Below are 6,286 nucleotides of genomic sequence, written 5' to 3' on the forward strand. Positions count from 1 at the left end.
TGCAGATGAGTCGGATAAAATTATTATCTATTGCTATAGATTAGCACGAGAAATGCGTCCTCAAGTATATCAGTTCGATGAATTACCTGACCTAACTGTTATAGGCAGTTTCTGCGTATCGTGAGTTTTTGAACACTGTTATCACCTGCTGGTGACGACGTAATTCCCTGCTTTACTGAGCTAAAATTTAGTAGAGCGTAGAACCTGATGAGATTGAACGCTCTACTTGTTTTATCAAGCACGGGGTGACTATTTGAGGTTAGAACGTGAGTACAATTTTACCAATATGAGTGCTCGCTTCCATTAACTCATGTGCGGCGGTGGCCTCCTTGATAGGGAAGGTCGCAAAAACCTGTGGTTTTAGCTTCCCTTTCTCTATCAATGGCCAAATTTTTAGTTGTAACTCTTCTGCAATGATTGCTTTTTCTGCCACGGTTCGTGAACGTAGCGTCGAGCCGGTATGTGTCAGGCGTTTTAATAGCATCGGCATCAAGTTCAGATCTTTAGCAGGACCATTTTGCGTACCTATTTGTACAATTCTGCCATTCATCGCAGCGGCTTCATAATTGCGTGCTACATAGTCACCAGCGATGAGATCGACAATGACGTCGGCACCGTTGCCTTCAGTGGCTAATTTTGTTTCAGCCACAAAATCCTGAGTACGGTAGTTAATCGCTACATCGGCGCCCATTGCCAGGCAAGCTTCTCGCTTATCTTCCGATCCGACGGTGACAATTATTTTGGCTGCGCCAAAAGCTTTGCTTAGCATGGTTGAGGTTGTACCAATGCCTGAGGAACCACCGTGTATCAGCACGGTTTCTCCTGCTTTTAAGCCGCCGCGCTGAAATAAATTAGCCCAGACGGTGAAAAAGGTTTCGGGTAACGCCGCCGCCTCGATCATTGATAATCCTTCCGGAACCGGGAGGGCGTTTGTTTCGTGTATCACACAATATTCAGCATAACCGCCGCCTGCGATCAGGCCGCAAACTTTGTCGCCCATCTTGAATCGGGATGTTTTCTGTCCTAAGGCCACAACTTCGCCTGAAATTTCTAAACCCGGAATGTCTGATGCGCCCGGTGGTGGGGCATACAGGCCGCGACGTTGCAGAACATCGGGCCGGTTAACGCCGGCAGCCGCAACTTTGACTAAAATTTGCCCTTCATCTGGTGTAGGGATAGGGCGTTTCCCTGCCATCAAGACGGAAGGTGGGCCAAATTGGGTTATTTCTATCGCAACCATGCGACTATCGGAGGTTATTGAAGACATATCATTCCTCTTTAGTTATGGCGAACTCATTGAGTAGCCAATGGCTTCTGATTTACAGAAAAGGTTAATAGTTTAATAAACCCCTCTGAGTGCTGACCATATTATCCTCATTGTGAGAATAATCCATTCGTAGAGTGCGAGTCAGATGTGAAAAGTAAGGTACGACAGAAAGTAATAAATAAAAAAGGCGCCCAATAGGGTGGGCGCATAAAAGTGCTAAAAATGAATAACTACAGGACTAAGAGATACTCTGGATCATTTTAATTGTATGGGTAAACCCATAGGCCGTTATATAGGTATAAATCCTAAACCTTGCTCCATAAAAAAGCCGGCTTAGTTTACTTAATTATTTGAACTGCCAGCAGACTTGGTAATGATAGTTTTCTGCATTCAGTAGGAAATCATCATTGACACTGGGACTCCAAGAATCGTCCCCACCAACGCCCATGTGGTAACCATCGATGTTTAACCAAGTCCCTTTTTCATGTTTCAGCAGATGTTGATGTGATGTTTCCATCAATTGTTGCAAGCCGTAGCGACTAATCCCGAAATGGAAGTTACCTGTTAGTTGTAAATTGCCATAGCTTAAACTGCGGGTGTTACAACGCAGGCCATTCTCACTAGGGAACGTATAGGGAGTGTGTAGCGATTCAAGAGGCAAAGTCCATTGGCTGAAAGTCGCAGATAGTTGGCGATCTGGATAATTTTCATGTGGACCCAGCCCAAGCCAACTTACTTGCGACTCGATAAGATTCAGTTGGCAGCACATGCCTATCCGGGCTGGAGATGGTGAGCCTGAGGCCCGCGTAACATTGACTTCAATTTTCATCTGATTTTGTTCATTGAAATGATAGACCCAACGGCTTTTTAATAAACCTCCTTGAGGAGCGTTATACTCATAATCTGCGGTTATCAATACGCCATTAGACATTGTGCTGGCATGTATTGAGATACAACGGCGATCAAGTTGATACATTCCGGCCTGTTTCCAGCGCTCAACCCAGGCATTTGGATCAATCCGCGTCGTTTCGCTGATACCAATATCATTATCTAATGGAGCGCGAATAAACTGATCCTGAAGCGGAGTAAGTAAAAGCGGTTTTTCATTAATTAACCACTGTTCTAATAAACCACTTTGTCGATCGAATAACCAACGCTGACGATTATTTTCAACAATCCAATATTGCTCATTAGATGTAAGTTGAGGATGTCCAATCACGGAGATATTTTGCTTCGATGCGGTGTTCGATGCGTGGGTTAATGAAGGCAGAATGGTAGGTAATTTCCATTGGTGCCACGCTGACTTGTGGTCTTCTTCAGACCACTGGGTAGCGGTTGGTTGTTTAATCTCAACGTGTAGCCACAATTCACCTTGTAACTTTAGGGGAGCTGGTAATGATCCTAACTCTAGCTTTTGGCTTAGCTCTGGGGCGATAACAATAGGTATATTTCCATGCTGAATTATTTCTCCATCCAGTTCTAGTCGCCAGTAAAAATGTTCATTGTCAGTATGACGGAATAGAAATTCACTGGTTACTTCCACTATGAGTGGGGTGGTGCTGACAAGCGTAAATTGAAAGAACTGCTGCGCTCGCTGTGCTTCATAAAGGCTAGGATGGGGAGTTCTATCAGGGAAAACCAATCCGTTCATACAAAATTGGCGGTCGTTAGGAGTATCACCAAAATCGCCACCGTAGGCCCAGTAGGCTTGCCCGTTTTCATCATGGCGAGTCAGACTTTGATCAACCCAATCCCAAACGAACCCCCCTTGTAAGCGTGGATGCTGCCGGAAGGCCTGCCAGTAACGATCAAAACCACCAAAACTATTCCCCATCGCGTGCGCATATTCACAAAGAATTAATGGCCGGGGCTCTTCGGGTAGACCAATCCATTTTTTTATCGACCACTTAGGCACGGCATCAAAAGGTTGGTCTTGATCCACTCTGGCATACATCGGACAGAGAATATCGGTAGCGGCAGTATTGGCTCCGCCACCTTCATATTGAACAGGACGGGTTGGATCGTTAGTTTTGATCCAGCGATATAGCGCATCGTGAGTTGCGCCATGGCCTGACTCATTACCAAGGGACCAGATGATAATGCAGGTATGATTACGGTCTCGTTGTACCATCCGAGTGACGCGTTCACTGAATGCATTGAGCCAACGTGGATCGTCAGACAGTCGGCTCATCGGTTGCATCCCGTGAGTTTCAATATTAGCCTCATCGACCACATAAAGGCCCAGTTGGTCGCATAAACGATACCACAGCGGGTGATTTGGGTAATGAGAGCAGCGAACGGCATTGAAATTATGCCGTTTCATTAACTGAATATCCTGACGCATAGTAGCTTCATCTATGGTCTGGCCTGTCAGCGGATGATGCTCATGACGATTGACTCCCCGGATAAGCAAGGGTTTGCCGTTTAGTTTGAGTAGCCCTTTATCAATTTCGATTTTCCTAAAACCTATGTCATAAGCTTCCGCCTCAATGATTTCTTGATCCAAAGACTTGAGAGCAACAACAACGCGATAAAGTGTAGGTTGTTCTGCGCTCCATAAGTGGGGCGATTCTACCGGTAGTACCAATTCGACACGTTCCGGATAGTTACCTCGTTCATCAATTGTTTTGCTCCCCATGTCCTGTTCTTGCTGCCCAATCAGAACATCATTTAGCCAAAGCTGAGCCTTTATCAAATAATTGTCGGCAATATGAGGTTGCAATAGAGGCAAATTGATCGCCGCCATAACGGAGAGCTCCGCGGAGCGAAAACCAGGTGCCATTAGTGTCTTAATCTGGATATTAGACAGATGGATATCTGGTTTATGCAGCAACGTCACGTCGCGGAAAATCCCGCTCATACGCCACATGTCCTGATCTTCAAGATAGCTGCCATCACTCCAGCGCAAGACCAACACGGCAATGCGGTTACTTCCGGTTTGAAGATAGGGACTAATATCGAATTCAGCAGGCAGGCGGCTGTCTTGCGAATATCCAACCCAGTTGCCGTTACACCACAGGTGAAAAGCCGAGTTTACACCGTCGAAAATGATGCGGGTTTGACCGGATGCTGGCCAGTCGGGATTGAGCATGAATTCAGTTGAATAACACCCCGTGGGATTTAAGTCAGGTACATAGGGTGGATTAACAGGTATCGGATATTGGACGTTAGTATAAATAGGTGTATCAAAACCAAATAACTGCCAATTTGAAGGTACAGGTAAAAGAGTTGATTTAGGTAAGTCCTGAGTAATCCAATCCTCGGGAACGGCCTCAGGGCGGTCAAAATAACTGAAATGCCAATATCCATTTAGAGAATGCAGACTTGCCGAATCGGTATCATCACGAGCCTGAGTAACATCACGCCAGCTGCGAAAGGGAGAATGTGCATCCAGTCGATTATATTGAGTGATACCTGGGTTTTCCCAGTCACGTCGAGACAGTATATTTGCCAGTGATTTCTCTCGATTACCTTGCCTTATCTCTGCATTCATTTTCAGCCTTCTTTTTCCGTTTGATTATCGGGGCTTGCATTTAGTCGATAGGCGACACTGAATCGCATAAATATAGCCACACAAATGTTATGCGCTCACATTTCTTGTTTTGCTTACCTTGAAGGGGAAGGAATCGCTTGTAAACGGGTAAAAAATGAATAAGCGAGTGAGATCGCATTTATTTTTGGTTATGCAAAAAATCGTAAAATTTTTTCCGAGAAGGTTCGTAAAATTTATTTATGGCTGATGATATGTGTGCCAATAACACGTAATTTTATTTCGAACTACAAGGTACCCAGACGATTCGCTATTTGTGTTCCGCAAGCTCTTGTGGTGTAGTTTGTGACATGATTGGAACGTTATTTACTGGGGCTGTTGTTTGACGAAGCACAAGTTCAGGGCTTAAAAGCAGAGAGTTTAGCTGGATGCCATGGCTAGTTCGCAGTAACGCGACCAATTGTTGCAGGCTTTTCTCGCCTAGCTGACGAAAATCTTGTCTGACGGTCGTTAAAGGGGGGTGAAAATAGGCACTATCGTCGGTGTCGTCGTATCCAACTATGGAAACATCTTTTGGAATGCTGAGACCTTGTTCCTGGAGGGCGCGTAAAACCCCCAAAGCCATCTGGTCACTGGCAACCAGAATAGCGGTAAAAGAGGTGCCGCTTTGTAAAAGGGATTTTGCGCAAAGATAGCCACTGTGTGCGCTCCAGTCTCCATAGAACACTTTCTGAGGCTTTAGGCCGCTCAAGGCTAATGTGGTTAACCAGCCTTGATAGCGCAGTTGGGAGGAAATTGTGTCTTTAGAGCCTGCGATCAGAACTATTTTCTGATGCCCTAACGCCAATAAATGTTCGGCACCTTGCCTGGCGCCATGAAACGGGTCAAAAACCACGCTATGAGCGGTTGATTGCGGATCAACGTCCAGAAATATGACGGGAACATTGGTGCATTGATGGGTTATTTCTGCGCTTTGCTGCTGAGTTAGTGGCGCATTGATTAATATCCCCTCAACTCGCTGAGCCAGGAGTTCATTCACAGCGCGCTGGCAGGCCTGCTCGTCAAAATGATCAATCATGGCGATGACGACGCTAAAACCTAATTGGCGGGCTTTTATCTTTATTGCAGAGGCAATCTGCGATGGCGCATGTAAAGATAAATCGGTTGTGACTAACCCAAGTGTACAGCTGTTCTTACCAGCCAGCTGTTGGGCAACGCGATTGGGTACATAGTGCAGTGCTGCCATTGCCTGTTCTATTTTAGCTCTGGTTTTGTCTGAGACATTCGGAGCCTGATTTAATACGCGAGAAACAGTCTGATAGGATACACCCGCGTAATGTGCGACATCATCGAGCGTTACGGATTTGGTTTTCATAAACAGCTTCTCAGCAACAGAACTTACTGAACATAATAGCAAAATTGTGGCATAAATTTTTGAACGCAGCAGTAAAAGGTTAAAATCGCCTGCCAGAAGCCAGAAGCCAGAAGCCAGAAGCCAGAAGCCAGAAGCCAGAAGCCAGAAGCCAGAA

General features: G+C 45.6%; 3 protein-coding genes. All 3 read right to left on the reverse strand.

What is annotated here, in order from left to right; translation table 11 throughout:
* Positions 1-259: 259 nt before the first annotated feature.
* The 3 genes from ACQ4OC_RS07100 to ACQ4OC_RS07110 all read right to left on the reverse strand — a co-directional run bounded on the left by ACQ4OC_RS07100 (position 260) and on the right by ACQ4OC_RS07110 (position 6,132).
* Positions 260-1,267 (reverse strand): NAD(P)H-quinone oxidoreductase, encoded by a 1,008-nt coding sequence (locus tag ACQ4OC_RS07100; protein ID WP_064517586.1) that lies wholly within the window; start codon positions 1,265-1,267, stop codon positions 260-262.
* Positions 1,268-1,613: 346 nt separating this feature from the next.
* Entirely contained in the window at positions 1,614-4,760 is a 3,147-nt protein-coding gene (locus ACQ4OC_RS07105; protein WP_430971044.1) for a beta-galactosidase, read from the reverse strand.
* A 307-nt stretch (positions 4,761-5,067) separates the two neighbouring features.
* The gene (locus tag ACQ4OC_RS07110) at positions 5,068-6,132 is read right to left on the reverse strand and encodes a LacI family DNA-binding transcriptional regulator (protein WP_064517589.1); all 1,065 of its coding nucleotides are present in this window, start codon (positions 6,130-6,132) and stop codon (positions 5,068-5,070) included.
* Positions 6,133-6,286 lie beyond the last annotated feature (154 nt).

The sequence above is a fragment of the Yersinia sp. J1 genome, assembly GCF_050586585.1.
Taxonomy (GTDB): domain Bacteria; phylum Pseudomonadota; class Gammaproteobacteria; order Enterobacterales; family Enterobacteriaceae; genus Yersinia; species Yersinia entomophaga.